Source organism: Gordonia ajococcus, assembly GCF_012974285.1.
Lineage (GTDB): Bacteria > Actinomycetota > Actinomycetes > Mycobacteriales > Mycobacteriaceae > Gordonia > Gordonia amicalis.
On the sequence record NZ_CP052884.1, the window covers coordinates 621,296 to 645,696 of the forward strand.

General features: G+C 67.0%; 23 protein-coding genes and 3 pseudogenes. 16 read left to right on the forward strand and 10 right to left on the reverse strand.

Going from position 1 to position 24,401, the window contains the following annotated elements; all coding sequences use genetic code 11:
* Nucleotides 1-38 precede the first annotated feature (38 nt).
* From GAA2_RS02810 to GAA2_RS02825, 4 genes are read right to left on the reverse strand one after another with little or no spacing between them, the layout of a single operon-like run.
* Entirely contained in the window at nucleotides 39-368 is a 330-nt protein-coding gene (locus GAA2_RS02810) for a cupin domain-containing protein (RefSeq protein ID WP_006436816.1), read from the reverse strand.
* Nucleotides 365-1,183 (reverse strand): class I SAM-dependent methyltransferase, encoded by an 819-nt coding sequence (locus tag GAA2_RS02815; RefSeq protein WP_191834708.1) that lies wholly within the window; start codon nucleotides 1,181-1,183, stop codon nucleotides 365-367. The genes GAA2_RS02810 and GAA2_RS02815 overlap by 4 nt, the downstream gene beginning before the upstream one ends.
* 28 nt (nucleotides 1,184-1,211) lie before the next feature.
* Complete coding sequence (locus tag GAA2_RS02820; protein ID WP_096273008.1) at nucleotides 1,212-1,880, reverse strand: class I SAM-dependent methyltransferase; 669 nt, start codon at nucleotides 1,878-1,880, stop codon at nucleotides 1,212-1,214.
* Nucleotides 1,881-1,893: 13 nt separating this feature from the next.
* Complete coding sequence (locus tag GAA2_RS02825) at nucleotides 1,894-2,430, reverse strand: carboxymuconolactone decarboxylase family protein (RefSeq protein ID WP_006436813.1); 537 nt, start codon at nucleotides 2,428-2,430, stop codon at nucleotides 1,894-1,896.
* 25 nt (nucleotides 2,431-2,455) lie between these two features.
* On the opposite strand from GAA2_RS02825, the gene GAA2_RS02830 reads away from it, so the two are divergent.
* A complete protein-coding gene (locus tag GAA2_RS02830; protein ID WP_006436812.1) occupies nucleotides 2,456-2,920 on the forward strand; it encodes a MaoC family dehydratase in 465 nt (154 codons plus the stop codon).
* A gap of 39 nt (nucleotides 2,921-2,959) precedes the next feature.
* On the opposite strand, the pseudogene GAA2_RS02835 reads toward GAA2_RS02830, so the two are convergent.
* Nucleotides 2,960-4,250: pseudogene (locus tag GAA2_RS02835) on the reverse strand (lipase family protein).
* Nucleotides 4,251-4,646: 396 nt separating this feature from the next.
* Here GAA2_RS02835 and GAA2_RS02840 point away from each other — a divergent pair.
* The gene (locus GAA2_RS02840) at nucleotides 4,647-6,059 is read left to right on the forward strand and encodes a lipase family protein (protein ID WP_191834709.1); all 1,413 of its coding nucleotides are present in this window, start codon (nucleotides 4,647-4,649) and stop codon (nucleotides 6,057-6,059) included.
* A 3-nt stretch (nucleotides 6,060-6,062) separates the two neighbouring features.
* Here GAA2_RS02840 and ramB read toward each other — a convergent pair whose 3' ends face one another.
* Nucleotides 6,063-7,493 (reverse strand): acetate metabolism transcriptional regulator RamB, encoded by a 1,431-nt coding sequence (gene ramB, locus GAA2_RS02845; protein ID WP_191834710.1) that lies wholly within the window; start codon nucleotides 7,491-7,493, stop codon nucleotides 6,063-6,065.
* 60 nt (nucleotides 7,494-7,553) lie between these two features.
* Between ramB and GAA2_RS02850 the strand changes: the two genes are divergently transcribed.
* From GAA2_RS02850 to GAA2_RS02870, 5 genes and pseudogenes are all read left to right on the forward strand, one after another.
* The gene (locus GAA2_RS02850) at nucleotides 7,554-8,330 is read left to right on the forward strand and encodes a hypothetical protein (protein ID WP_040004799.1); all 777 of its coding nucleotides are present in this window, start codon (nucleotides 7,554-7,556) and stop codon (nucleotides 8,328-8,330) included.
* Between the two features lie 471 nt (nucleotides 8,331-8,801).
* Nucleotides 8,802-10,097 (forward strand): isocitrate lyase, encoded by a 1,296-nt coding sequence (gene aceA / locus GAA2_RS02855; RefSeq protein WP_006436807.1) that lies wholly within the window; start codon nucleotides 8,802-8,804, stop codon nucleotides 10,095-10,097.
* Between the two features lie 162 nt (nucleotides 10,098-10,259).
* The gene (locus GAA2_RS02860) at nucleotides 10,260-11,147 is read left to right on the forward strand and encodes a 3-hydroxybutyryl-CoA dehydrogenase (protein ID WP_006436806.1); all 888 of its coding nucleotides are present in this window, start codon (nucleotides 10,260-10,262) and stop codon (nucleotides 11,145-11,147) included.
* A 253-nt stretch (nucleotides 11,148-11,400) separates the two neighbouring features.
* Nucleotides 11,401-12,183: a hypothetical protein gene (locus GAA2_RS02865; protein WP_006436805.1), complete on the forward strand. Its 783-nt coding sequence runs from the start codon at nucleotides 11,401-11,403 to the stop codon at nucleotides 12,181-12,183.
* Between the two features lie 217 nt (nucleotides 12,184-12,400).
* Nucleotides 12,401-13,201, forward strand: a pseudogene (locus GAA2_RS02870) (hypothetical protein).
* A gap of 116 nt (nucleotides 13,202-13,317) precedes the next feature.
* Here GAA2_RS02870 and GAA2_RS02875 read toward each other — a convergent pair.
* The 3 genes and pseudogenes from GAA2_RS02875 to GAA2_RS02885 form a co-directional block, all read right to left on the reverse strand.
* The gene (locus GAA2_RS02875) at nucleotides 13,318-14,169 is read right to left on the reverse strand and encodes a polyphosphate kinase 2 family protein (RefSeq protein WP_006436803.1); all 852 of its coding nucleotides are present in this window, start codon (nucleotides 14,167-14,169) and stop codon (nucleotides 13,318-13,320) included.
* A pseudogene (locus GAA2_RS02880) lies at nucleotides 14,166-14,997 on the reverse strand (SDR family NAD(P)-dependent oxidoreductase). The gene GAA2_RS02875 and the pseudogene GAA2_RS02880 overlap by 4 nt, the downstream one beginning before the upstream one ends.
* Complete coding sequence (locus tag GAA2_RS02885) at nucleotides 14,994-15,794, reverse strand: TetR/AcrR family transcriptional regulator (protein ID WP_174324733.1); 801 nt, start codon at nucleotides 15,792-15,794, stop codon at nucleotides 14,994-14,996. The pseudogene GAA2_RS02880 and the gene GAA2_RS02885 overlap by 4 nt, the downstream one beginning before the upstream one ends.
* 41 nt (nucleotides 15,795-15,835) lie before the next feature.
* On the opposite strand from GAA2_RS02885, the gene GAA2_RS02890 reads away from it, so the two are divergent.
* The 6 genes from GAA2_RS02890 to GAA2_RS02915 all read left to right on the forward strand — a co-directional run bounded on the left by GAA2_RS02890 (nucleotide 15,836) and on the right by GAA2_RS02915 (nucleotide 21,395).
* The gene (locus GAA2_RS02890) at nucleotides 15,836-17,176 is read left to right on the forward strand and encodes a DUF445 domain-containing protein (protein ID WP_006436800.1); all 1,341 of its coding nucleotides are present in this window, start codon (nucleotides 15,836-15,838) and stop codon (nucleotides 17,174-17,176) included.
* Between the two features lie 127 nt (nucleotides 17,177-17,303).
* Nucleotides 17,304-17,810: a helix-turn-helix domain-containing protein gene (locus GAA2_RS02895; RefSeq protein WP_096273010.1), complete on the forward strand. Its 507-nt coding sequence runs from the start codon at nucleotides 17,304-17,306 to the stop codon at nucleotides 17,808-17,810.
* 85 nt (nucleotides 17,811-17,895) lie between these two features.
* On the forward strand, nucleotides 17,896-19,011 hold the full coding sequence (locus GAA2_RS02900) for a heparin-binding hemagglutinin (RefSeq protein WP_096273012.1): 1,116 nt from the start codon (nucleotides 17,896-17,898) through the stop codon (nucleotides 19,009-19,011).
* 71 nt (nucleotides 19,012-19,082) lie between these two features.
* Nucleotides 19,083-19,406: a DUF2516 family protein gene (locus GAA2_RS02905; RefSeq protein ID WP_006438739.1), complete on the forward strand. Its 324-nt coding sequence runs from the start codon at nucleotides 19,083-19,085 to the stop codon at nucleotides 19,404-19,406.
* Nucleotides 19,407-19,412: 6 nt separating this feature from the next.
* Nucleotides 19,413-20,294 (forward strand): MerR family transcriptional regulator, encoded by an 882-nt coding sequence (locus GAA2_RS02910; protein WP_006438738.1) that lies wholly within the window; start codon nucleotides 19,413-19,415, stop codon nucleotides 20,292-20,294.
* Between the two features lie 9 nt (nucleotides 20,295-20,303).
* Nucleotides 20,304-21,395, forward strand: coding sequence for an alpha/beta fold hydrolase (locus GAA2_RS02915; RefSeq protein WP_024500206.1), 1,092 nt, complete (start codon nucleotides 20,304-20,306; stop codon nucleotides 21,393-21,395).
* Nucleotides 21,396-21,416: 21 nt separating this feature from the next.
* On the opposite strand, the gene GAA2_RS02920 is transcribed toward GAA2_RS02915, so the two are convergent.
* A complete protein-coding gene (locus GAA2_RS02920) occupies nucleotides 21,417-22,526 on the reverse strand; it encodes a UDP-N-acetylmuramate dehydrogenase (RefSeq protein WP_006438736.1) in 1,110 nt (369 codons plus the stop codon).
* 38 nt (nucleotides 22,527-22,564) lie between these two features.
* Here GAA2_RS02920 and GAA2_RS02925 point away from each other — a divergent pair, with 38 nt between their 5' ends.
* Genes GAA2_RS02925 through GAA2_RS02935 form a run of 3 tightly spaced genes read left to right on the forward strand, consistent with a single transcriptional unit; the run spans nucleotide 22,565 to nucleotide 24,368 of the window.
* A complete protein-coding gene (locus GAA2_RS02925) occupies nucleotides 22,565-23,071 on the forward strand; it encodes a DUF2505 domain-containing protein (protein ID WP_006438735.1) in 507 nt (168 codons plus the stop codon).
* Nucleotides 23,072-23,081: 10 nt separating this feature from the next.
* Nucleotides 23,082-23,591 carry a DUF2505 domain-containing protein gene (locus tag GAA2_RS02930; protein WP_006438734.1) on the forward strand — a complete coding sequence of 170 codons (510 nt, stop codon included), beginning with the start codon at nucleotides 23,082-23,084 and terminating at the stop codon, nucleotides 23,589-23,591.
* A gap of 27 nt (nucleotides 23,592-23,618) precedes the next feature.
* Nucleotides 23,619-24,368 carry a hypothetical protein gene (locus tag GAA2_RS02935; RefSeq protein ID WP_006438733.1) on the forward strand — a complete coding sequence of 250 codons (750 nt, stop codon included), beginning with the start codon at nucleotides 23,619-23,621 and terminating at the stop codon, nucleotides 24,366-24,368.
* Nucleotides 24,369-24,401 lie beyond the last annotated feature (33 nt).

Consider the following 24,401-nt stretch of genomic DNA (forward strand, 5'->3'; position numbering starts at 1 on the left):
CTCGATCTCGACGCGCACCGCGCGCGCCGACGCGGAGTTCAGTTCGCAGTCGGATTCTCCAACACCACCAGTGTGACCACTGCATCGGTCCGCGCTTCGAGGGCGTGCGGGATGTCGGCGTTCACGTGGATCGCGACGCCCGCCTCGAGGCGCGTCGTGTCGTCACCCACGGTGAAGTCGATCTCGCCGCTCTGACCGATGACCAGGATCGGCCGGCCCGCGCGATGGTCGGGCATCGTCTGCCCGGCGAGGAAGGACAGACGCACGACGTTGGCACCGTCGTTGCGAGAGAGCACCGAGAGGTCGGGACGGTCGCCGGCCTTGCCGGTGTTCTCGGCAAGGCCGGTGATCACGGTGGTGTCGCTCATGCCGCGACCTCCGGCTTCGCCGCGATGATCTCGATGGCAGCCAGATGCGACTTGTACTTGGTGAAGGTCGAACGCATCGCGAGCACGCGTTTGCGGGCGTCGGCGTCGCGGATGACGTTGCCGACGAACTTAAGTGCGCGGCCGAGGCCCTCGTCGGCGATCACGCGGCGCGGTTCCAGCAGCGCCATCTCGGCGAACTTGACGGTGGTGACCTCGAAGCCGGCGTCGGTCAGCAGCTTTCGCCACTCTGCCTCGGTGAGTGGTCGCGCGTTGACTTTGATCGACCGTGCCAGGGACTTGCGGATCTCGGTCTTGTCCTCGTCGGGAAGGGTGTCGGGATTGATCGCCAGCTCGTGGATCGCGTGGCGGCCGCCGGGGCGCAGCACGCGGAACGCCTCCCCGACGATCTCGGCCTTGTTGCGGTCGGACTGCATCGTCAGCATCGCCTCGCCGACGGCGACGTCGGTGCTCGCGTCGTCGAGTCCGGTGGCCGATGCGTCCCCGGCGACGACCCGACCGCGATCGCCGATGACATCCTTGGTGAGGACGACGGCATCCGGATCGTCGTCGACGCCGACGTAACTGCGTGGCGATCGCTCGAGGATCGACGTGGCGGTCTTGCCCAGGCCGGGGGCGATCTCGAGTACGTCGGCGCCGTTGATGCGGGCGTCGTCGAGCAGGCTCTCGGTGAGCTCCCGTCCACCGGGACGCAGCACTCGCTTGCCGAGCCGGGCGAGCAGCCAATGTCCCGGCATGTCCTCGGTCTTACGCCGCCCGAACGGCAGCTGATCGGCGGACGAAGTTTCGTTAGTCATACCTAACCTCCCTATTTCGAGGAGGACATTACTGTAAATCTCCTGCGGGCATAACCGGCCCCGGCTTCAGGCCCAGCACGTACTGTCCGTGGCCGGTGATGGTCTGCTCGACGTCCACCAGTCCGGCCGCACGCAGGCGGTCGGCGATGGTGTGCTCATCGAAGATGTGAAAGCCGGTCAGGGCGACGACCCGTTGAACCCCGGGAAGTGACGTCAGTTCGGTCGCCACGGACGTGAACACGACGATCTCGCCGCCCGGCCTGGTGACCCGTACCAGTTCGTCGACGACGCGGAGGGGATCGGGGATGAGATAGAGGGCGGCCAGGCAGGTGACGACGTCGAAGGTGTTGTCGCCGAACGGGATCGCGTGCGCATCGGCGCGGAGGAACGCGGCACGGTCGACGGCGTTGGTGCGGGCCGCCCGCGCGAGCATCGCTGCCGAGAAGTCGATTCCGATGCAGCGGCCGTCGCCGGTCAGGCCGTCGGCGATCACGCGTGTGTAATTGCCTGGGCCACAGGCAACGTCGAGGACGAGTCGGTCGCCGGGGCGGGACAGGTATGCGCGCAGTGCGCGGTCGTAGTCCTCGGTGGCGCGCCCACCGAGACTGAACAACCGGGTGAAGGTCGGTCGCCACAGGTTCTCGTAGATCTCGGCGAATGCGGCGTTGCGCATCAGGCGCTGGCTGATCGACTCCATCGCTTCGCCGATGTCAGGTATGACGATCGCGCTGGATGCGGAGCGTGTGGATCGTCGTGGCCAGGCTGTCGTACTGGCCGACGAGCAGCGTGAACTCGATCAGCTTGCGGTCGTCGAGGTGCCGCGACAGTGCGGCCCAGGCGATGTCGGAGACGTCCTTGTCGGCGACCAGCTCGTCGACGGCGCGCAGGATGGCCCGCTCGCGGTCGCCCCAACCGGCGTCCGGGCCCTCGAGGATGCGCTCGAACTCGACGTCACCGATGCCCGCCCGGCGCCCGAGTCTGCGGTGATGGTCGAGCTCGTACTCACAACCACGCAGATGTGCGACGCGGATGATGATCATCTCGGAGTCCTTGCGTGGCAACGTCCCGAACGGCATCAACCGGCCGCTGAAATGCAGCCAGCCGCGGAACAGGCCCTTCGCCCGGCCGAGCGTCGAGAAGATGTGCGCGTCGTCGACTCCGATGACGCGGGCGGCCCCGCGCGCGAAGACGAAATTGAAACCTCCGAGTTCTCGGAGACCACCCGGTGTGACTCGCGGTGCGCTCATGGGGCCACGGTAGACTACGTCCACTATGACGAACAGCACACGGACGTTCAGAAGTGTCGAAGAACTGAAGGCCGCGATCGGCGAAGACCTCGGGTCGGGCGAGTGGCTGGAGATCACCCAGGAGCGTATCGACGCGTTCGCCGACGCCACCGGTGACCACCAGTGGATTCACACCGATCCCGAGCGCGCCAAGTCGGGGCCGTTCGGCACCACGATCGCGCACGGGTATCTGACGGTCTCCCTGCTGCCGATGATCGCCGGCCAGATCTTCTCCGTCGAGGGTCCCAAGCTCGTCCTCAACTACGGCATGAACAAGCTGCGCTTTCCGAACCCGGTGAAGGTCGGCGCCCGCATCCGGTCCAACGCCGTCATCACCTCGATCGAGGAGACCCCCAAAGGCGTGAACATGGTCGTGACCAACACGGTCGAGATCGAGGGTGAGTCCAAGCCGGCCTGTGTCGCCGAGAACCTGCGCGTGCTCGTCTACTGATCCTCGTCTGTTCGATTCGGACTCTCGCGGCGCCCGGCCTCATCCGGCCGGGCGCCGCGGGCATTCGTCGACCGCCGGCCGTCCGGCGAGTCGCATGTTCAGCCACTCGAGCGCGACCGGGAATCCCAAGAGCGCGCCGGTGATGTGTTCGCCGAAGATCTCGCGGTATGCGGCGGTCGCCCCGTATCCAGCACTGCTGGCGGTAGAGCGCTCGGGCGCCCGCTGCGGGAATCCACCACTCGTGGGTTCCGTGGTAGATCAGCAAGGGGGCCAACGATTTACGGTCGGCCATCGCGGTGATCCGGTAGATGCGTTCGGCCACCGGCGAGTGGAACGGGTCCGGGTCGCGCGACAGCAACTGCATCGGCAGGAATGTCCCCCCTGCCAGGGCCTCGGGGATGACGCAGACGTTCTTCAGCGGTGACGTGGCCAGCCAACGCGCGGGCCGGTTGGCCATCGCCAGGATCTCGGTGCGTTCGCGTGCGATGCCGAAGGTCGCGGCGTGGAACAGCCCGGTGGCCAGGTTGGCGTTCATGCTGCCGACCAGCATCCGGAAGTCGGCGGGAACCCCACCGAGTGCGGCGCCGACGATCCGGTCGGACAGTTCGGGTGCGTACTCGCCGACCAGCTTCGACGCGCCGTGCGTCGCGATCGCCCCGCCCGAGTAGCCGGCCATCGCGATCCGGCTGTGCCGCAGGATGTCCGGGCGTAGCGTCAGACCCGCGCGGATCGCGTCGAGGACGACGTGCCCCGCCAGAACGGGCTCGGCGTAGGCCATCCGCGGCCCCTGATGGGCGGGGATGAGGACCGCGTGACCGTCGTACAAGGCGAGCTGAGTGGTCGGCGGGATCAGGTCGGTGGGGTTCGTCGCGATCGAGAAGCCATGTGCCAACGTGTATCCCGGTGTACAGGCGGCTCCGAGTGAGTCGATCGGCAGGTTGTTGACCAGCAGGGGCCGTGGCCCACGGACCGCTCGTGCCGGAATCAGCAGCGTTGCCGTACCGAAGATCGGGGCGCCGACCGCGTCGGTGGTGGCGAACTTGACGAGGGTCGCCGACCGCAACGGGATGGTGACCACCGGGCTCGCGGAGGCGGTGACGTCGCGGACCGCGATCACCTGGCCTGGTTCCAGTGCCGACAGATCGGGCGGCCACCGGTCGAAGAACGGGTCGCCGGTCGGTGACGGCAACAGCGCCTCACGTAATCCCAGTGTGCGGTGGTCGAATCCGGATGCGCGCGCTCGTGGTGGGACCTCGCGGAGGCGGGGGATCGGGGGAGGTGGCACGGCCGAGTCGACGGCCTCGGCGACCGGTGGCGGGACAGGCATCATGTTCGGCGGTTCGCCGGATGCTGACCCCGGGGCCACCGTCCGCCAGGCAGCCACGAGCCCCAGGGTGATGCACACGATCAGCGCGCGCCGGCTGGTCCGGTGTCGTAGGCGATTCGCCGGTGCCGCCATCGGGTGCCTCCGCAGCTCGCGAGTGTGTCGCCTCGCTGCGGTCGAGACTAGGACAAGCGACCAGATGTCGATGCCCGCCACCCGCATGGACATTTCTTCGATACTCAACCGTGATCGCGGCCAGGGGATTTCTGCCTGAATCTGTTTGTCCCCTGCCGAAGTCCCCGCGGGCGTTTAGCATGACGGAATTCGGACCGGAATGGCGAGTTGGGCTGACCATCGGGGGTGAGCTGACCCGGGATCGCCGGTGTGGCAGGAGTGTTGGCGATGCGCTCGAAGTTCAGGTGGCGATCACGGACGCTGTGTGTGGCGGCGGCCGTCGGCGTCGCGACCGTTGGCCTGCTCGGTGGCGTGTGGGGACCGGGGCTCGGCCCGGTGGCCCGGGCCGAGCCACCGAACCTGACCGCCGTACCGTCGGCCATCCCGGGCGAGATCGACGCGGTGGTGCCCGCCCCGCCGGTCAAGAAGCTCAACCGCATCCCGCAGCGGTCGAAGATCGAGGGCGGTTCCAAGGAACTGCAGGAACTGCGTGAGGCGGTCATGCCGTCGCCGGTGGGCGATCGCTTCTTCGATCACTGGCCCGCCGACCTCGCCGCACTCGAGCCCGGCGACCTGATCGCGACTAGAGACGTGACGCAGGTGGCCGGCTTCCTCGTCACCGTGCCGCTGCGGTCGGCCCGGCAGATCAAGTTCCGCACCACCGACGCCACCGGCGGCCCGCTGTTCGGCACGGCGACCCTGTTCGTCCCGCAGAAGGCGTGGAGGGGTCCGGGGCCGCGGCCGATCCTCGTCAACAACACACCGATCGTCGCGCTGGGGACGACCTGTACACCGGGTTACACGTTCTCCCACGGGTACAACAAGGACACCAACAACACCGACCTGTTCCCGCCGCTGACCCAGCTGGCGCTCGATCGTGGTTATGCGGTGATCGTGCCCGACCACACGGGCGCCCGGATGGCCTATGCCGAACCGTATGTCGGCGCGCATGTCGTCCTCGATTCCGTCCGTGCCGCGGCGAGACTCGATCCGATCGAGTTCGGTCGTGGCCCGATCGCCATGCACGGATACTCCGGTGGTGCGATCGCCACCAACGGGGCCGCGAAACTCGCCTCCACCTACGCCCCCGATCAGGCCGGACGCTTCGTCGGCGCGGCCATCGGCGGTGTTCCGGCGGATTACCGGGTCCTGGCCGGGGCGATGAACGCCAACCTCGCATCCGGGGTTTTCCACTCCGCGATGCTGGGTGTGGCGCGGGAGCGTCCGGAGATCCTGGGGATGTCGAACCATGTCGCACGGTGGCTCGCGACCTCCGGGCTGCGCGACCTCTGCACCGGCGAGATGGGCATCCTGGGTTTCTCCCATCTGCCGACGCAGCTGCTCTCGCTCGACGCCGACCCGTTCCATTCACCGGTCGCCGACCACATCTTCGACGTCACGTCGATGTCGGGGTACCGGGCGACCATGCCCCTGTTCATCTATCAGGGGACCTACGAATGGTGGCTTCCCGCGACCCAGGCGCGTGCCCTGTTCGCCGAGCAGTGCGAACTCGGTGCGACCGCGATCTACCGCGAGTATCCGGGTGAGCACATCACGACGGTGTTCGAGGCCTTTCCCGATGTGGCCACCTGGCTCGACCGTCGATTGCAGGGAATCCCCGCCACCAACGAGTGTCGCTGATCCTCACCGTGTCTCGGTGATCGCCATGTACGGCGACACCGTGGAGGAGTGTTCGTTGACGCGCAGTGTGGCGCCCAGGGCGGGGAAGGCCCGCTGTGCGCACTGGGTTCGTTCGCAGACGCGGCAGCCCGCACCGATCGGGGTCACGTGTGCCTGCGGTCCGATCTCGAGGCCGTCGGAGTAGATCACCCGACCGGCATGGCGGAGTTCGCATCCCATGCCGATCGCGAAGGTCTTGCCGGGTTGCCCGTACCGCGCGGCGCGGCGTTCGACCGTGCGCGCCACCCAGAAGTAGTTGCGGCCGTCGGGCATCTCGGCGATCTGGGTGAGGATCTTGCCCGGCGAGGCGAAGGTCTCGTAGACATTCCACAGCGGGCAGGTGCCGCCGCTGGAGGAAAAGTGGAAACCGGTGGCGGACTGTCGTTTCGACATGTTCCCGGCGCGGTCGACACGGACGAACGACCACGGTATCCCGCGGAGGTTGGGGCGTTGCAGCGTCGAGAGCCGGTGGCAGATCGTCTCGTAGGACACCGCGTAGAACGCTGAGAGCCGTTCGATGTCGTAGCGGAAATCTTCTGCCGCGCCGTGGAACTGGCTGTAGGGGAGCACGACTGCCGCGGCGAAGTAGTTCGCCAGGCCGAGCAGCGCCAGTGAGCGCGCGTCCTCACTGGCGAAGTTTCCCTGGTCGACGAGTTCGTCGAGGAGATCGTGGTACTCGAGGTAGCAGAGCTCGCTGGCGAGCTTGAAGGTCCGCTGTCCGGCGGAGAGGGCGGCCGAGAACTCCAGGCGGCGCTCCTCGGAGTTCAGCCGGTGGAGGGTGTAGTCGCCGAGGTCGACGCGGCGCACGATGCTGATCCCGTGCACGTTCTCGATGCGGTTCATGATCTCGCGCCGGATGTCCGCCGAGTGCATGCGCATGCGGTTCGTCATCTCCTCGGCGGCGATGTCGAGCTCATGGATGTAGTTGCGGCGCTGATAGAAGTAGTCGCGCACTTCCTCGTGTGGTGCGCTGATCGTGCCCCGCATGCTGCGGTCGCCGCGTTCGTCGGTGGCCGCGGCGAGCTGGTCGGTCGCGATCCGGTAGCGCCGGTGCAGATTGACCATCGCCTGCGCGATCTCCGGATGCGAGGCGACCATCGTGCTGATCTGCTGGGCGTCGTGCGCGCCCGGACCGGCCTCGATGTCGTCGTCGAGCAGCACCTCGCGCAGTTCGGCGACCAGCCGGAGATCGTCCTGGGAGTCGAAGAACCCGGCGTCGACGCCGAACGCCTCGGTGATCTTGCGCAACACCGACGTCGTCAGCGGCCGGGCGTCGTGCTCGATCTGATTGAGATACGACGCGGAGATCGACAGCGTCTGCGCGAGGGCCACCTGCGAGAGTCCGCGCTCGGATCGCAACTGACGCAGCCGGGAGCCGACGTAGGTCCTGCTCACTCGCCACCTCCAGGACAGGGGATGCCAGATCGATGATCCCCTTCAGGGTACGGTGACCGCGTGCGCTCACCCCGCGGCCGACACCGCAGCCCGCGGCCGGTGGCGTCGGCCGTGTTCGCGCTGGTGGCCGCGGTGATCGCGATCGCCGGATGTTCGAACGGGTCGGCCGAAGCACCCGCTCCTCGCACGCCTGCCGACCTGCTGCTCCAGCCATCCGACCTACCGCCGGGATTCACCGCCGAATCGCTGTCCGTCAGTGACCTCGTCGCGGGAAACCGGGCGGGCATCGACGCCGCGCGCACCGCCCGGGTGACCCCCGGGTTCTGCACCCCGACCGCTGACGCGGAATTGAACGGGGAGCTGACCGCGGACAGCTCGGCGGTCCTCGCCGCGCGTGGTGGCACGGGGGTACTCGTCGAGCTGGTCACCGAGGCGAGGCGCGACATCGACGCCGACCGGCTCTCCACGACCGGTCGCTGCTCGCGCACGACCACCGAGATCACCGTCGGAAATCTCGCCGGGAGCCGTGTCGTCACCGAGTACACGGAGATGGCGCCGCCCGAGGTGGACGGCGGCCTCGGCACCGGCGAGCAGATGCTGCTGACGCGGTCCGAGGTCACCACGACGCTGCCCGACGGTGGTGTCCGCCGCCAGATCGGCTTCGCCGGATATGCCGCCCTGGACCGTCCGACGTCGGGGCCGGTGACCGTCCAGCTGACGGTGTCGGGCGCGACCACGCCGGCCTCCGATCCGCCGACCGAACCGACCGAACCCGTCGACGCCGCGACCTTCGTGAGAGTCTTCGACGCCGCCGTCGGTCGCGTCACCGCACCCTGATCGAGGCGGTCGAAGCGCGCGTCGGGCCGTCTGCGCGGTGTGAAAGTGGTCACTATTGCCGCGCCGGCGCCGGATGTCGGACCCCCGACGGCTCGCAGAGAAGTCACGGAGTCTGCTGTACTCGGGAGTAGGAAATCCCAGTACGCGCGTACTTTTTTCGGGGATCCACGAAGGCTTTCACATGTCAAGATTTGCAAACTTTGCAACGCGGCGTCAAAAAATAACCCGGATTTACAGTCCGCGAGGGTTGGACCTGCGTGTTTGTCCTGTGGCACCCTTGCTGCAGGCACCTCAGACGGAAGCCCAAGAGTTCGCAAAGTCCGGCCGACACCGCCGCCGGACTCGCGAGTACAACGCTCTCGGGAACCACGTCGGATGTCTGTCAGCACTCCAGGCCTCGGCGGCGCGCCGGGCCGGTCGTCCCGATCCGACCCGGTCGAGACGAGCAGGACAACGAAAGCGAAGTAGCCAATGAGCAACGTCGGAAAGCCCCGCACCGCCGCGGAAATCCAGCAGGACTGGGACACCAATCCCCGCTGGAAGGGCATCAAGCGCGACTACACCGCCGAGCAGGTCGCTCAGCTCCAGGGTTCGGTCGTCGAGGAGCACACCCTCGCCCGCCGTGGCGCCGAGATCCTGTGGGAAGGCGTGACCAAGGGTGATGGCAGCTACATCAACGCTCTGGGTGCCCTCACCGGTAACCAGGCCGTGCAGCAGGTCCGCGCCGGCCTGAAGGCCGTGTACCTGTCGGGCTGGCAGGTCGCCGGTGACGCCAACCTGTCCGGCCACACCTACCCCGACCAGTCGCTGTACCCGGCGAACTCGGTTCCGAACGTTGTTCGTCGCATCAACAACGCGCTTCTCCGCGCCGACGAGATCGCCCGCGTCGAGGGTGACGACTCGGTCGACAACTGGGTCGTCCCGATCGTCGCCGACGGTGAGGCCGGCTTCGGTGGCGCGCTCAACGTCTACGAGCTGCAGAAGGCCATGATCGCCGCGGGTGCCGCCGGTACCCACTGGGAGGATCAGCTCGCCTCGGAGAAGAAGTGCGGCCACCTCGGTGGCAAGGTGCTCATCCCGACCCAGCAGCACATCCGCACCCTGAACTCGGCCCGCCTGGCCGCCGACGTCGCCGGTGTCCCCACCGTCGTCATCGCGCGTACCGACGCCGAGGCCGCGACCCTCATCACCTCCGATGTGGACGACCGCGACAAGCAGTTCGTCACCGGTGAGCGCACCGCCGAGGGCTACTACCACGTGAAGAACGGCATCGAGCCGTGCATCGAGCGTGCGAAGTCCTACGCTCCCTATGCCGACATGATCTGGATGGAGACCGGTACCCCCGATCTCGAGCTGGCCCGCAAGTTCGCCGAGGCAGTCAAGTCGGAGTTCCCCGACCAGCTGCTCTCCTACAACTGCAGCCCGTCGTTCAACTGGAGCAAGCACCTCGACGACAGCACCATCGCCAAGTTCCAGAACGAGCTGGGCGCCATGGGCTTCACCTTCCAGTTCATCACGCTGGCCGGCTTCCACTCGCTCAACTACGGCATGTTCGACCTGGCCTACGGTTACGCCCGCGAGCAGATGACCGCCTTCGTCGACCTGCAGAACCGTGAGTTCAAGGCAGCCGACGAGCGTGGATTCACCGCCGTCAAGCACCAGCGTGAGGTCGGCGCCGGCTACTTCGACAGCATCGCCACCACCGTCGACCCGAACACCTCGACCGCAGCTCTCAAGGGCTCGACCGAAGAGGGCCAGTTCCACTAGGAGCCATTCCGCCTCCCCGGAATCTCGGCGAACCAGTCAGGCGGTCCGCGGCTTTCGCTGCGGACCGCCTGTTGGTCTATCCAGGGCTTGGTTCGTACCCCGGGAGTTACCCATGTTCGTGCGAGATCAGTTGTTACCAGAACTTTCCCGTGAGGATTCGACATGACAAGCGAGAAGGTCTGCCGAGTCGGCGTCGTCGGCGCCGGACAGATGGGTGCGGGTATCGCCGAGGTGTGTGCCCGGGCCCAGGCCGACGTGCTGGTGTACGAATCGACTCGCGACCTCGTCGCGGCGGGCCGTGCCCGCATCCTGAGTTCGCTCGATCGGGGAGTGTCGAGCGGCAAACTGACCGAACGCGAACGCGACCAGGCGGTGGACCGCCTCACGTTCACCTCGGACCTGGGCGATTTCGCCGACCGGCAGCTCGTCTGTGAGGCCGTCGTCGAGGACGAGGCGGTCAAGACCGCGATCTTCACCCAGCTCGACAAGATCGTCGTCGACCCGCATGCGGTGCTCGCGTCGAACACCTCCTCGATCGCGATCATGAAACTGGGCATGGCAACTCAGAACGCCGCCCGCGTGATCGGTCTCCACTTCTTCAATCCCGTACCCGTGCTCCCTCTGGTCGAGCTCGTCACCACGCTGATGACAGCTCCCGAGGTGACCGCACGGGCCGAATCCTTCGCACACGACGTACTCGGCAAACAGGTGATCCGTTCCGCCGATCGGTCGGGCTTCGTCGTCAACGCGCTGCTCGTTCCCTATCTGCTCTCCGCGATCCGCATGGTGGAGAGCGGTTTCTCGACGGTCGAGGCCATCGACAAGGCGATGGTGCTCGGCTGCGCTCATCCGATGGGGCCGCTGAAGCTCGCCGACCTGGTGGGTCTCGACACCGTCAAGGCGATAGCCGACAAGATGTACGAGGAGTTCGAGGAGCCGCTCTACTCGCCGCCGCCACTGCTTCTGCGGATGGTCGAGGCCGGTCGTCTCGGCAAGAAGGCCGGGCACGGTTTCTACGAATACGAGCGGCCCCTCGTCGGGAAAAGGTGACGTGGACCACAGGTGTTAGCAGAATGCTTGCAATTGCTAGCACAGCGTGGATACTGGAGTTCGGAAACACCAATACCGATGGTGCCGCGGTTTCTCATCTCGCGCGGTGACGAGCCGGAAGATCGTGGCGGCTTGCGACACCGACCATCGCGTCGAATCGACGACAACCCGACATGCGCCCGGCAACGACGCCGAGACCAGCGAGACCGCATGTGCTGCAGCGCGATTGGTGACCGACAGAAGGAGTGTCCTCGTGACCACCACCCGCAATTACGCCCCCCTCTATGCCGCAGTCGGCGCCGGCGACTATGCGTTCGCGCAGGTCACCGAGAAGCTCACCGAGCTCCGTGAGCGCACCGAGGCCGCTGCCGAGACCGCGCAGACGCGTCTCGAAGCCCGCTACAGCGAGACCAAGGCCCTGATCACCGATCTGCCCGAAACCGCACAGACCCGCTTCGACGAGGCCAAGACCCGCATCGAGTCGCTCTCGGAGGAAGTCCCGACCGAGATCGAGGAGATCCGCGGCAAGCTGACCGCCGACGAGCTGAAGAAGCTCGCCGACCCGTACGTCGAGAAGGCCACCGACTTCTACAACACGCTCGCCGAGCGTGGCGAGGCCACCCTCGAGCGCCTGCGCAAGAAGCCGGTCGTCCAGGAGAACCTGTCTCGCGTCGAGAAGGTCTACAACGACGCGGTCGACCTCACCGAAGACGCCCTCGGCGTCGTGTCCTCGCAGACCCGCCTCGTGGGTGAGCGCGCCGCCAAGCTGGCCGGCCGCGTGAGCGAAGAGGTCGAGGACGTCGCCGTCGCCATCGAAGAGGCCGGCAGCGACATCAAGGAGCAGGCCGACGACGCGGCCAAGGAGATCGACGGCGCCGCAGGCACTGTCGAGGCCAAGACCCGCACCGCCAAGGCATCGCCGGCCAAGAAGGTCGAGGCTGCCAAGGACGAGTCGGTGCCGCCGGTCAAGAAGGTGCCCGCCAAGAAGTCGCCCGCCAAGAAGGCTCCGGCCAAGAAGGCGACCACCGCGAAGTAAGCAGTCGCACAACTCGATACGACGCCCCCGCTGGGTTCAGCGGGGGCGTCGTCGTGTTCGCGCTCGGTTGTTTGTTTCGCGCTGCGCGGATTCCCTCTCGCTCGGCAGATCCAATAAGCGGGAAGGAAGCTGCAACGGCGGGAGGGAAACGTCCGCGCGGGAAGAGTTCCGCGTGAGCAGGGATCCGATCGGACCGCCGGTGCGTCAAAGGAGAGTGATGCTCTTTCCCGTTGACCACTACGGTCTCGTCCGACGCGGCGCTGCACTCGATGCGGCGTTCTCCGACAACCAGCTCGCCGCCGCCGTCAAAGGCGGCGATCTGCTGCGCCTCATCCCCGGCGTCTTCGTCCGGTCATCTCCGGCCTTCGGCGGACGCGAGGGCGCTCAGCGTCTTCATCGACTCAAATCCATTGCCGTCGCGACCACCGGTACGCCGAGGCGCCGCGCCTGCCGTTGGGCCACGCGTCGGCGGCGGCAGTTCATGGCCTACCGCTTCTCAAGCCGGACATCGAGTACGTCCATGTCATCAATCGAAAGAAGTCGGGCGGTTCGGTCCTCGGGCATCGGCACGTTCATGCGGCGACTGTGGACGACGTCGAACTCGTCGAGGTCGACGGCATGCTGGTGACATCACTCGAGCGCACCGCGGTCGATGTCGCCGCGGCGGGGAGTTTCGCCCAGGCGCTGACAGCGTTCGACCAGGCGCTGCGTGCCGGCGCGGATCGCGACCGGATCGCACAGATCCTTGCGGGTCGTCGGCGACAGGGTATCCGCAACGCGCGGCGTGCGCTGTCGCTGGCGAGCGGATTGTCCGAAAGCGTCGGCGAGTCCTGGAGTCGTGCGCAGATGATCGAGGCGGGTCTGCCGGGAGAAGCGTCGCGAGGACGAACTCAGGGCGCTCGGTGTGATGGTCGTGCGCTGGACCTGGTCGGTTCTCGAGGAGGGCTCACTTCCCGATCTGCTGCGCCCGTGGCTCGGCCGTTTGGATCTGATACCGGGAACAGGGATTCCTGCGTAGCGAATTTGCTTGCGCGCCTTGGATTCCTCGCCGCTTATTGGATCTGAGCAGCGGAAGGGAGGTGGCAGAGCGGGAAGGAAGCGGGCCCGCGGGAGGCGGAACGGGCAGCGAGGGGATCAGTCCGACGCCGCGACTCGTTTCTTCTCGGCCTCGACGTCGAAGTCCGCCTTCGGCCAGTCGAGATCGAGTCCGGCGAGTGCGGTGGTGAGCAACTCGCAGACAGCCAGTCGGGCAAACCATTTGCGGTTCGCCGGGATCACGAACCAGGGCGCCGAGTCCTTGTCGGTGAGGTCGAAGATATCCTGGTAGGCCTCGAGGTAGGCGTCCCAATGGGCGCGTTCGTCGACGTCGCCGGGGTGGTACTTCCAGTACTTGTCCGGCCGGTCGAGGCGCTCGGCGAGGCGGGCCTTCTGCTCGTCCTTGGACACCACCAGACAACATTTGATGATCGTGGTGCCGTTGTCGACCAGTTCGGACTCGAACTGGTTGATGATGTGGTAACGCTTCTCCCACTCCGACTTCGGGGCGAGGTTGTGCACCCGGACGGGTAGCACGTCCTCGTAGTGTGACCGGTCGAAGATCCCGATCCGACCCGCGGGTGGCAGCGCCTTGTTGATCCGCCACAGGAAATCGTGCTGCAACTCTTCCGGGGTCGGCTTACCGAATCCCTTGATGGACAACCCCTGCGGGTCGAGGAGGCCGCCCACGTGCCGGACGATGCCACCCTTGCCCGCGGTGTCCATCCCCTGCAGCACGAGCAACACCGACCGGTGATCACCGGTGCGGCCGTTGGCGTACAACAGCTCCTGCAGAGCGGCCAGCGTCTGACCGCGCTCGGCGAGAAGCTCTGCCCCGGAATCCTTGTCACCGTCGAATCCGGGCGTGGAGTCGGCGTCGAAGGAGGCGATCGGCCCGATCGTCCGGGCGCGGAGTGCCTCCACGGCAGGTGCCGTCCAGCCCTTGCTCATGACAGGTCCTCTCGTGACGGGATTCGATCGTCGACGTCCACCTGGTGTGATGGTGGGAACAGTGGTCCGCCGCCGAACGCAGCACGATGCGAATCCGGCGGTGTCCCATCGTTGTTCACGATGCCGTAGCGGGTGCCCAGTTCGGCGGTGACGAGGGTGTGGCCGTTGTGTGCGGCGAGATCCGGGTCCCGGGCGAGTCGGGAGATGACCCGGCCCACGAACTCCGGGTCCTCGGCTCGCTGCAGCGAGAAACCGGCGAACTCGTCGATGCCGAGCGACAACAGCAACTCGGTGCGGATGAGGCCGAGCCACAACGAGATCGCGGCGACGCCCGTGTCCTTCAGCTCGACGGCCATGTCGGCGGCCATCTTGTCCAGTGCGGTCTTGCTCATCCCGTAGAGCACCGAATGGAGGTGGCCGCGGGACCCGAAGGACGAGATGTTCGTGATCAGACCCCGTCCCGCCTCGGTCATCAGGCGTGCCGCATGAACCGACGAGACGTAGTGCGCGCGTAGGCCCACGCCGATCAGGGTGTCCCAGTCGTCGACCGGGCGTTTCCAGAACGGGTCGGAGAACCCGCCGAATCCCTTGGGCGCTGCCCAGGCGTTGTTGACGAGGAGGTCGAGTTGCCCACTCGAAGGCGATCTCGTCGAAGGCCGCGGCCACCGCGGCGTCGTCGGTGTGATCGCAGCGCAGGGCGAGGGCGCCGTCGGGTCCGGTGCCGTGGCGGGAGGTGACGTACGTGGTCCAGCCGTCGTCGACGAGTGCACGGGCGATGCCGTGACCGACGCCCCGGCTGCCCCCGGTCACCAGCGCCACCCGGCTCACAACCCCCCTCCCGCGTCGGACGGTGCCTCGCGCGCGGGTTCGGTCAGCGGTGGGGGAGCGGCGAGGAAGGCATCCCGCGACCCGTCGACGGAGGCAACGCCCACGATCGCGCTCCACACCATCATCGTCAGGTAGTCGACGACCTGGTCGGCGTCGAGCGTGCGGCTGGTCATCCACCAGTCGACGACGTGCTGGATACCGCCGACGAGGGCGTGCGACCACAGTTCCGCACCCGTGGTGTCCGCGCCCCGGTCGGCCATGCGCATCACGATGCTGCTCATGACCAGCTGCGACACCAGGCGAACCGAGTCGGCCGGAGCGGGCGACGACGTGGGCGAGCTGGCGAGCGCGAAGCGGTACAGATTGGGTTCATCGTCGACCGCGTGGACGTACACGCCGATGATCGTGTGGGTGAGGGTGTACTCGTCGACGTCGTCGGAGATCGCCTCGGTCAGGCGCGGCCAGATCGTCGTCTCGAAGAAGCGCACGGTGGTCGCCACCCCGACGTCGCTCTTGTCGGTGAAGTACCGGTAGAGGACGGTTTTGGACACCCCGATGTGCGCGGCGATCTCGTCCATCCCGACGTCGGCACCCAGCTCGCGGATCGCGGCGATGACGCCGTCGGTGAGCTCGGTGCGGCGTGCGAGCTTGTGCTTCTCCCAGCGCTGCTTGCGGCCGTCGGGTTTGGCGCCGGTGTCGGTGACGGTGGTCAGTACCTGTTCGAGGCCACGCGTCACGTTGGCCGCAGCCGCCATCGCTGCACGCGCGGCAGCTGCGGGATTCGGGCGGTTGGCCATCACGACGCCAGCGTAGTCGGTTGATGGGTGACACTGGTGCCATGGCATCGACAGTCATCGAAGGAGCCGCGGGACAACCCGAGGGTGTGCCGAAGGCGCCGTCCGCCCCTGGATTCGGTGGGGACAACCCGGGCGACGCCGGCAGGCGCAGGGACCTCCGCAAGATGAAGGCGGTCGCGACCGGCTTCCTGATCTTCGCGGCGGTGGTCTACCTCTTCACCCGCTACCTCGAGCACCGGGACGGTACCGACGTCGCCGCATGGGTCGGTTATGTGCAGGCGGCGTCCGAGGCCGGCATGGTCGGCGCGCTGGCCGACTGGTTCGCGGTGACGGCCCTCTTCCGGCATCCGCTCGGCATCCCGATCCCGCACACCGCGCTGATCCGCAAGAAGAAGGACGACATCGGCGACCAGCTCGGCGGCTTCATCGAAGAGAACTTCATGACGCCCGAGGTGGTGGTGTACCGCGCTCAGCAGATCGACCTGCCGCGGCGGTTCTCGACGTGGGTCGCCGACTCGCGCAATGCCCCGCGGATCTCCGGTGAAGCGGCTCGTGCGGTCCAGCTCGCGTCGGAGATGCTGCGCGACGAGGACGTCGAACAGCTCATCCAGGCGGCTCTCAAGTGGGTGGCCGAACCGCAGTGGGCGCCCCCGACCGGCCGGATCCTGGAACAGCTCATCGCCGAGGACCGTCTCGAACCGGTCTTCCAGATGCTGTGCGATCGCGCCCACGAGTGGGCGATCGGCAGCCAGGACCTCATCGACCGCGTGGTCGACCGCGACGGGCCGCAGTGGACGCCGAAGTTCGTCAACACGCTCGTCGGCGACAAGATCCATCGGGAGCTCGTCGACTTCACCTACAAGGTGCGCTCCGACCCCGACCACGAACTGCGTCGGGCCATGCACGAGTTCGTCGAGAAGTTCGCCGACGACCTGCAGCACGATCCCGAGATGATCGCGAAGTTCGAGAACATCAAGATGGAGTTGGTGGGACGTGACGAGGTCACCGGTGCCGCGTCGACCGCATGGAAGACCGGCAAGGCCGTCATCGAGCAGATGCTCGACGACCCCAACAGCACGCTGCGAAATACCTTGTCGGACTCGATCATCCAGTTGGCCACGAGAATTCGCGATGACCGTCCGCTGCAGGAGAAGATGAACGGCTGGGTGGCGCGGGTCGCTCATCACATCGCCGCCAACTATTCGCAGGAGATCATCGCGGTCATCACCGAGACCGTGCGCGGCTGGGACGCCGACGACACGAGCCGCAAGATCGAACTCCAGGTGGGCCGCGATCTGCAGTTCATCCGCATCAACGGCACCGTTGTCGGTGCGCTCGCCGGTCTGGCCATCCACACCACGTCGGTGCTGATCTTCCACTGACACGGGATTAGCTGTGTGCTTGCACGTGCTAGCACCGACGCCGATACTGGGAAAGCGTGCGTGGCCGGGTGCGGCAGTGGGTATCCGGTCGGGGCGCCGCGATGATCGACCCCTGGAACGGAGCGTGATGAAGCGCGAGAAGGACGAGGCTTCCGTCGACGCCGTCGTGGACGGCCGGGCCGAGTCCGGCGACCACGTGTCCGAGGACGGCCCGACGGCGATGGCGGTCGAGGCCGTGGAAGCAGTGGAGGCGGTGGCGACCGCCGCCCAGGACGCGGTGACGAATGTGGCCCAGGACATCGGCGCCTTCATCCGGTCCCAGCGTGTGGCCGCCAAGGTCTCGCTGCGGCAGCTCGCCGAACGCGCCGGCGTCAGCAATCCGTACCTCAGTCAGATCGAACGGGGACTGCGGAAACCGTCCGCCGACGTCCTCGCCCAGATCGCCAAGGGTCTGCGGGTGTCCGCGGAAGTGTTGTACGTCCGCGCAGGAATTCTCGAAGAACGCCCCGCGAGCCCGGTCCGTGATGCTCTGATCGCAGATGACTCGATCAACGAGCGTCAGAAACAGATGTTGCTGGAAATCTACGAATCCTTCCGGAAGGAGAATTCGATCTCCCCGACAGACCATGAGTAGCTGAGTCATCAGCTACTGGTGGGCCCGAAGCATCGCCGAGTCCTGAGAAGCCGAGTTCCGAGAAAACTGAGGCAGGAGTAGCTGAATGAGCGAGAACCCGTTGACGACAGCCGTGGGACAGGTGGCCGCGTTGCTGGCCGAGGTTCGTGAGCGTGGCGAGGCGGCGAGCGAACAGGCCCAGTCGAAGCTTGCGGAGACTGTCGGGACAACTCAGTCGAAGCTTGCGGAGACTGTCGGGACAACTCAGTCGAAGCTTGCGGAGACTGTCGGGACAACTCAGTCGAAGCTTGCGGAGACTGTCGAATCCACTCAGGCGAAGATCGCTGGTTCCCGGGACGAGGCGCAGGCGAGGATCGACGAGGCGCGCGCGACCGCGCTGGCCCTTTTCGAGGAGGCCAAGACGAAGCTGTCGACCCTGCCGGTCGAACTGCCCGCCGAGATCGAGGAACTGCGTGCCCGGTTCTCGCCGGATGAACTGCGCAAGGTCGCCGAGGCCTATCTCGCCGTCGCGGCCGGTCTCCTGACGTCGCTGTCGGAGAGGCGTGACGAGGCCGTCGAGAAGCTCAAGGCGCAGCCGGTCGTCGGGGAGAATCTGCCGAAGCTCGAGAAGGTCTACAGCGACGCGGTCGGTCTCACCGAGGACGCGCTGGGAACGATCTCCGAGCAGACGCGCGCCGTCGGCGAACGGGCGCTCCGGCTGGCCGGGTTGGCCGACGACGGCGGACCCGACGGGACGATTCGCGACGCCAGCGCGGACGCGCCGGTGCGCGCGGTTGCCGCGCCGGCCCCGGCGACGAAGGCGCCCGCCGAGACAGCACCGGCGGAGAAAGCGGCGGCGAAGAAGGTCCCGGCCAAGAAGGCTCCGGTCAAGAAGGCGCCGGCGGAGAAGGCGGCCGCGGCGAAGGCGCCGGTTAAGAAGGCGCCGGCGAAGAAGGCCGCAGCCAAGAAGGCACCGGCGAAGAAGGCTCCGGCCAAGACCGCACCGGCGAAGAAGGCCGCGGCGGTGAAGGGTGCCGCCGAACGCGCCGCGGCCAAGAAGGCGCCGGCCCGTAAGGCCACCCCCACCAAGGCGGCCACGAAGAAGACGCCTGCGGCGAAGAAGGCGGCCACGGCGAAAAAGACCGCAGCCAAGAAGGCGCCCGCCAAGAAAGCGCCCGCCAAGAAAGCGCCTGCCAAGAAAGCTGCTCCCAGCGCCGACTGACCCGTGCGCGCACATTCCGGCCGCGCGCGCCGTCGTAGGCTGCTGCGGCAATCGAGGCGCACGGGACTAGAGTGTTCGGCGTGGACTTCTTCGGCGTGTTGGCCTATGGCCAGAGTCTGATCATGTTGGCCCTGACCGTGGTAGCGGGGGTCGCGGCGGTCGTCGCGCTGATCCACGCGGCCATTCAGCGTCCCGACGCGTTCCCGGCGGTCGACCGGCAGAGCAAGGTGATCTGGGTGGCGATCCTGGCCGGCGCCTCCCTGTTCATCTGGTTCTTCGGGGCGGTGAGCTTTCTGGGCATCATCGGCGTGGTCGCGATGCTCGTGTACCTGGTCGATGTGCGCAAGCGTGTCGACGACATTCAGGGCAAGTCCTGGTTCAGCAAAAAGGCCTGATGCATCGTGGCGGAGTATCGGATCAATGACCTCGCCGAGGCGTCGGGGGTCAGCGTTCGCAACATCCGGGTCTATCAGGATCGCGGACTGCTTCCGCCGCCCAGCATCCGCGGCCGTGCAGGCTGGTATTCCGACCAGCATCTGGTCCGGCTGAACCTCATCTCCCGCATGCTCGAACGCGGGTACACCTTCGCGACCATCAGCGAGCTTTTGCACGCGGCCCACCACGGCATGCGTGTCGAGCAGATCCTGCGGGGATCGCCGAAGGGCGGTCGGTTCCGCAACTTCAAACGCGCGGCGACCATCACCATCACCGAGTTGCGCAAAACCCTCAACGCCTCGGATCGCTCCATCGCCCTCAGCCAGAAACTGGGTCTGCTCGCCAAGGACGGCGCGCACTACGCCATCCGGAACCCCGAGTTGCTCGAGGGCGCGGAGATCCTGGTGAAGAGCGGCATCGACATCGACGTCCTCCTCGACCGCTGGGTGCGGGTCCAGGAAGACCTCGAGGACGTCGCGACCAGCTTCGTCTCGATCATCACCGACAAGTACTTCGACGAGAACCTTCCTGACCTGGGTGAAGCCGGCGTGAGCGAGATGGCCGACCTCATCCAGACCGTTCGTCCGATGGCGCACGAGATCGTCGAGACGACCTTCCGCAAGGCGCTCGACGAACAGATCTCCAAGGCCATCGGGCAGGCGGCGACCTACTTCGACGCGGCGACCGCGGACGACGAACCGGACACCGCGACGCCGGGTTCCACCGGTGACCAGCCGGGCCTCGGCTATGAGACAACCGATATTGGTACATTGAACTCCGACACGGGGACGCTGAACGCGGCGTCCCCGCCCGGGGTCTCCATCGCGGACGATCCCGACCGAGGTTGAGGGGTGCCGGTGAACACGAAGTCGTTGAAGAGGGTCGGTGGAATCGCGGCCGCGATCGGTGCGGCAGCAGTCGGAGTCGGTGTCGGCACTGTCCTCGCCGGGATCGCCCGTGACGCGCTGCGCGCCGAACTCGCGGTCGACGACGGTCCCGACGACCTGCTCACCGCACCCGACTCCCCGCCCCGGCGGCTGCCGGTCCGCAGCTCCGACGGCACCCTCCTCAACGCGGAGGTCTACGGGGTCGACGACGCGGACGACGAGGGCGACGTCATCGTGATGGTCCACGGATGGACCTGCAACACCGCCTACTGGTACCCCCAGATCAATCACCTCACCTCGTCCGAGGGCGGCAGGCGACGGGTCGTCGTCTACGACCAGCGTGGCCACGGACTCAGTGAACGTGGTCGCCGCCGTCCGACCGTGGCGATGCTCGGACAAGATCTCGACGCCGTGCTCGAGGCGACCGTTCCGGCTGGGCGTCGCGCAATCCTGGTGGGGCACAGCATGGGTGGGATGACCATTATGTCGTGGGCGGACCAGTATCGCGAGAAGGTCGGCACGCGTGTCTCCGCCGTGGTGCTCGTCTCGACCGCTGCCAACGCGGTCATGGAGAACCACGCCCTCGTGCCGGTCGATCTGCCAGCGTATGCGCGGCCCTTCGCGCCTCTGGTGTCCAAAGCGATCACCTCGGTGCCGGTGCCGATCCCCAAAACCTCGTACGGCGTTCGGTTTTCGCACTACATCGCCCTGGGGCCCAACGCACGTAAGGCGCATGTCGACTTCGTCGACGAGATGATCGGCGCGTGCCCGCCGCGCGCACGCGCCGGCTGGGGATCGGCGATGGGCAAACTCGATGTGACGGCCGGGCTGGCCGCTCTCTCGGTGCCCACCACCGTCGTCGTCGGGACCGAGGACCGGCTGACCCCGCGCAAGCACGCCGAGCAGATGGCAGAGGTGCTGCGGCGCAACGGTTCCCTCCGGGAACTCGTCGTCTACGAGGGCGTCGGGCACATGTCGAGTATCGAGGCCGCCGAGCGGTTCAACGAGATGCTCGACGAACTGGTCACCGAGGTCTCGCGTACCGAGCAGCGGGTCAGCTGAGCCCGCACTCCCGGACCGTCGTCACAGCGCGCAGTTCACGAAGACCGGTTCCGGTCGAAGAGTGACACCGAAGGCGTCGAACACACCATCGCGGACCTCGCGCGCCAGCGTCAGTAGCTGCTCGGTGGTGGCCGAACCGCGATTGGTCAGTGCCAGAGTGTGTTTCGTCGACAGGCGAACCGCGGCATCCGCCCCCGGGTAACCGCGGACGAAGCCCGCCCGCTCGATCAGCCAGCCCGCCGACAACTTGATCGCGGTGGGGGAGCCGTCGGGCGTGCTCGGTTGCGGACCGGCCGGATAGGACGGGATCGCGACGTCGTCGCCGACCCGTCCCGCGATCCGTTCGAGCACGGCCGGGGCTTCCTCCCCGGGGATGATCGGATTGGTGAAGAACGATCCCGCGCTCCAGGTGTCGAAGTCGTCGGGGTCGAGGACCATCCCCTTGCCACGACGTAGACCGAGAACCGCCTCGCGCGCGGTCACGGCGTCGACTCGTTCGCCGGGTTCCACGCCCACCTTCGTCGCCAGCTCGCGATAGCGGATCGGCTGACTCGCGCGGTCGTCGTTGAGCCAGAACGACACCGCGACGACCACGAAGTCGTGGCGGTGCTTGAGATTGCTGGTGCGGTAGCCGAGCCCGAGTTCGGTGGGCGAGACCCAGCGCAGGGTGCCGGACCGGCGGTCGAGAACCTGGACCGACCGCAGGATGTCGGCGACCTCGACGCCGTAGGCCCCGACGTTCTGAACCGGGGTCGCACCGGCGGCGCCCGGAATCCCCGACAAGCACTCCAGCCCGCCGAAACCCGCCTCAACGGTCGCGGCGACCAGATCGTCCCAGCCCACCCCCGCGTCGGCGACCACATGGGGACGGCCCGACTCGCGGCCCGATCCGAACTCGATGCCGCTGCTCGCGAGCACCACGGCGGTGCCGTCGAAGCCGGCGTCGCCGATCACGAGATTGGACCCGCCACCGATGACGAGCACGGGTTCGGACTGCTCGTCGAGCTCCAGGATGGTCTTGACGATGCTGCGCGTGTCGGAGCAGCGCACGATCTCACGGGCGGGGCCGCCGAGACGCAGGGTGGTCAGCTCGGCGAGGGGCGCGCTCAGCGGCGTCTGCGTGTCGGTCACGCGTTAAACGTTAACCGGCGAACGGTAGCGTTCTCTCCATGGCGAGCAAGCTGCAGCACTTGGACTCCTACCCGTTCTCCACCGAACGGCTCTGGGCGATCTTCACCACAGAGCAGTACTGGCACGATCTGGTGGAGCGGATGAACGCCGGTCACGGCCACGTGGAGAAGGTGACCATCGCGGGCGACACCGTGACGGTCGAGATGAACCAGGGCATTCCTGCGGAGAAGCTCCCGTCGGCGGTCACCAAGATCATGCCCGGCGACCTCCGGATTCCGCGGAGGAACACATATCGGCTGGTCGGAGACCGAATCGTGGCCGAGATGCACGCAACGGTCGAGGGCGCGCCGGTGCCGGTGAACGTGTACGGGACCATCACCACGTCGGGCGATCCGGCGACCAGCGACTGCGAGGCCGAGGTGTCGGTGAACCTGCCGATGTTCGGTGGGAAGATCGAGAAGGCCGTGGTCAGCGAGCTGGTCGGCCTGCTGGAGCACGAGCGTGGCCACACCGTCGATTGGGATTCGGAAAATCGGCTGACGTAGCCTGGTCGTCATGGCACGACGGCTCAGCTACTCCGCTCGCTACACCCATCCCGCGGAGAAGCTCTACCAAGCGCAGAGCATCAAGCAGTACTGGGACGACATGATGGCGGGATTCCAGATGATCTCGCCGCACTGCGAGGTCGCCTCCTTCTCCGCCGACGAGACCGGCGTCCGGGTCGTCCTGAAGCAGCACATCGGACGCGACCAGCTGCCCCCGCTCGCGCAGACGGTGATGATGAAAGACATGGTCATCACGCGTGAGGAGACCCTCGGTCCGTTCGATCCGGACAACACCAAGGGCACCTACAACGCGTCCATCCCCGCCGGTCCCGGCAGCCTCAACGGCTGGCAGGAACTGTTCCCGACCGAGGAGGGCTGCACGATCCGCCGGACCAGCGAGGCGAAGGTCTTCGTCCCGTTCGTCAACGGCAAGCTCGAGCAGATGATCCTCATCAACCTCGTCGATCTGTTCCGCGCCGAGGCCGAATACGCCAAGGACTGGATCGACAAGAACTTGTGAGTCGTCTGGCCGCTCCGATCGGCCGGGGTGACGCGCGGGACCACCAACATCAACCGCCTGCGTCGGGTGGATCGGTGGATGGCGCATGAACCGGCAGTGATCGCGGCGCTGGATGTCGACCGTCCGCTGGTCGTCGACCTCGGGTACGGAGCACGCCCCGACGCGACCGTCGAGATGGCGGGTCGGCTGCGCCGCGTCGCCCCGGATCTGCAGATGGTGGGACTCGAGATCGACCCGGCACGTGTCGTCGAACCGCGCGACGGTGTCCGGTTCGCCGTCGGCGGTTTCGAGATGGCGGGTCTGCGTCCCCGCGTGGTGCGCGCCTTCAACGTCCTGCGGCAATACGACGAGGCCGAGGTCGAGGCGGCGTGGTCGAGGCTGCGTGCGGCCCTGTCGCCGGGTGGCGTGATCGTGGAGGGAACCTGCGACGAGATCGGCCGGCGGTGCGCCTGGGTGCTGCTCGACCACGCAGGCCCGGTGAGCTTGACGCTCTGCTGGGCGCCCGAACACTCCGATCGCCCGTCCGACCTCGCCGAACGACTGCCCAAGTCGCTCATCCACCGCAACGTGCCGGGCGAGAAGATCCATGAACTGCTGACGCTCGCGGACCAGTGCTGGGACATCGCCGCCCCAATGGCTCCGTACGGACCGCGGGTGCGCTGGCGCCATGCGCAGGACCTGCTGCGTGAGCGTGGCGTGGACTGCGTGGTCACGCGCCGCCGGATGTCGGACAACGTGCTGACCGTTCCGTGGTCAGTGGTCGCCCCGTCGGAGTAACCCCGAGGGAACCTGTCGGCACAGCGGGTGTCG

Excerpts from the sequence above, each read along its gene's own strand:
- GAA2_RS02810 (WP_006436816.1), bottom strand. The coding sequence starts at position 368 with ATGAGCGACACCACCGTGATCACCGGCCTTGCCGAGAACACCGGCAAG.
- GAA2_RS02815 (WP_191834708.1), bottom strand. The coding sequence starts at position 1,183 with ATGACTAACGAAACTTCGTCCGCCGATCAGCTGCCGTTCGGGCGGCGT.
- GAA2_RS02820 (WP_096273008.1), bottom strand. The coding sequence starts at position 1,880 with ATGGAGTCGATCAGCCAGCGCCTGATGCGCAACGCCGCATTCGCCGAG.
- GAA2_RS02825 (WP_006436813.1), bottom strand. The coding sequence starts at position 2,430 with ATGAGCGCACCGCGAGTCACACCGGGTGGTCTCCGAGAACTCGGAGGT.
- GAA2_RS02830 (WP_006436812.1), top strand. The coding sequence starts at position 2,456 with ATGACGAACAGCACACGGACGTTCAGAAGTGTCGAAGAACTGAAGGCC.
- GAA2_RS02840 (WP_191834709.1), top strand. The coding sequence starts at position 4,647 with ATGCGCTCGAAGTTCAGGTGGCGATCACGGACGCTGTGTGTGGCGGCG.
- aceA (WP_006436807.1), top strand. The coding sequence starts at position 8,802 with ATGAGCAACGTCGGAAAGCCCCGCACCGCCGCGGAAATCCAGCAGGAC.
- GAA2_RS02860 (WP_006436806.1), top strand. The coding sequence starts at position 10,260 with ATGACAAGCGAGAAGGTCTGCCGAGTCGGCGTCGTCGGCGCCGGACAG.
- GAA2_RS02875 (WP_006436803.1), bottom strand. The coding sequence starts at position 14,169 with ATGAGCAAGGGCTGGACGGCACCTGCCGTGGAGGCACTCCGCGCCCGG.
- GAA2_RS02885 (WP_174324733.1), bottom strand. The coding sequence starts at position 15,794 with ATGGCCAACCGCCCGAATCCCGCAGCTGCCGCGCGTGCAGCGATGGCG.
- GAA2_RS02890 (WP_006436800.1), top strand. The coding sequence starts at position 15,836 with ATGGCATCGACAGTCATCGAAGGAGCCGCGGGACAACCCGAGGGTGTG.
- GAA2_RS02895 (WP_096273010.1), top strand. The coding sequence starts at position 17,304 with ATGAAGCGCGAGAAGGACGAGGCTTCCGTCGACGCCGTCGTGGACGGC.
- GAA2_RS02900 (WP_096273012.1), top strand. The coding sequence starts at position 17,896 with ATGAGCGAGAACCCGTTGACGACAGCCGTGGGACAGGTGGCCGCGTTG.
- GAA2_RS02925 (WP_006438735.1), top strand. The coding sequence starts at position 22,565 with ATGGCGAGCAAGCTGCAGCACTTGGACTCCTACCCGTTCTCCACCGAA.
- GAA2_RS02930 (WP_006438734.1), top strand. The coding sequence starts at position 23,082 with ATGGCACGACGGCTCAGCTACTCCGCTCGCTACACCCATCCCGCGGAG.